This window comes from Vibrio sp. 1978 (assembly GCF_033344345.1).
In genome coordinates, this window is the sequence record NZ_JAWPOP010000351.1 from 1 (window position 1) to 776 (window position 776).

At 45.4% G+C, this 776-nt stretch carries 1 protein-coding gene; it reads right to left on the minus strand.

The features are described from left to right. Window positions 1–776, minus strand: a 776-nt coding sequence (locus R8N49_RS26570; RefSeq protein ID WP_318190375.1) for a secretin N-terminal domain-containing protein, incomplete at both ends; no start/stop codon positions are given.

Genomic DNA, 776 nt, shown 5'->3' on the forward strand with positions numbered 1-776 from the left:
GTCTCACCATTATTAACCAGAACTTGGGTACCAATGCGCTGCGTATCAATTGCCATTGCCTCTCCTGTGCCCGTTTTCACTACCTTACCAGGTCGGTCTTGGGTCACACTCAGATCCAACACTAAACGATTGTCAGGTGTGATCTGCGGTGTCACCTTCAAGCTCAACACCGCTTTTTTAAAGGTCACTGACGTTGCACCACTCGATGAAGATTCTAGATAAGGAATTTCGGTACCTTGTTCAATGTACGCGGGCTTCTTATTGGTCGTGATCAATCGTGGGCTCGAAATGATTTCTGCTTTTGATTCTTGCTGCAATGCAGACAGCTCTAAGTCCAATAATGTATCAGAACCTAACTTTGCCACTTGGAACGCAATACTCGCCGCATTCGGGTTGGTCGCTGCTAAATTCACATTAAGGAAATCATCGATACCAACACCATCACCACCCTCTTCACCTTCGCCATCACCACCACCTTCGTACAAACCGATTGTCGCTAGGTTGTTCTCAATAGAGCCACCAACGGTGTTATTACCATTAATAGATGTGAAGCCCCAACGAATACCTAACTCATCCATGTTACCCTCACTGATGGTGACAATTCGGGCTTCAATTTGTACTTGTTTGACTGGGATATCGAGCGATTCAATGATTTCGCGAATAACGGCGATGTTCTCTGGCAATTCTCTGATTAATAGCGAATTGGTTCGCTCATCAATGGTCATACTGCCACGCTCTGACAACATACTAATGTTGCCTTCACCATTGATCATCTC